Genomic DNA, 653 nt, shown 5'->3' on the forward strand with positions numbered 1-653 from the left:
GAGTCAGCTGCCGGTAATGCGTAGTCATCTGCGCTTGAATCCTTCGGTGTGAGAGCCTGGATTCTACCGGTGGCTGGCTCTCTGCCTCTCGTTTCAAGCGTTGCGCTTATTCTATGAATTCAGGCTGCATTGCCTTGAGAAAGGCCCATGGCAACGATTCGGAGTAAGACGCCACGGCGATGCCCTGGTCGTTGATAACCGAGCCGGTGATATAAACGCCATCGACATTGTCGACAGTGCCGGCCAATTGTTCTTTCAGTGCATCGCGTACGGCATCGAGTGTAAGTGCTTGAGTCATTACCAGTTCCTTTGGTTAGTTTAAGTACCCGGCATCCAGCGCAGGTACAGAACTAGTTATAGCCATTGAATCGCGGTCGCCACATACGCAAATGTTAATCAATGTGACTTCAAAAGCGATTGGGAAGCGCATTCTATTTATCCGACAAACATAGGCTTCATTGCGTTGCACCAACCAACAAAAAGCCTACAACACTCACTCAATAATCACCCTGAACTCACACCATTAGCCCCCTGAATTCATAGAATAAGCGCAACGCTTGAAACGAGAGGCAGAGAGCCAGCCACCGGTAGAATCCAGGCTCTCACACCGAAGGATTCAAGCGCAGATGACTACGCATTACCGGCAGCTGACT

Annotated in this window: 1 protein-coding gene; it reads right to left on the reverse strand. The window is 50.1% G+C overall.

The window, feature by feature from the left end; genetic code table 11:
* Nucleotides 1-106: 106 nt before the first annotated feature.
* Nucleotides 107-298, reverse strand: a complete 192-nt coding sequence (locus AC19YT_RS28365; RefSeq protein ID WP_500611401.1) for a hypothetical protein — start codon at nucleotides 296-298, stop codon at nucleotides 107-109.
* Nucleotides 299-653: the final 355 nt, after the last annotated feature.

The organism is Pseudomonas sp. MF08875 (genome assembly GCF_059862525.1).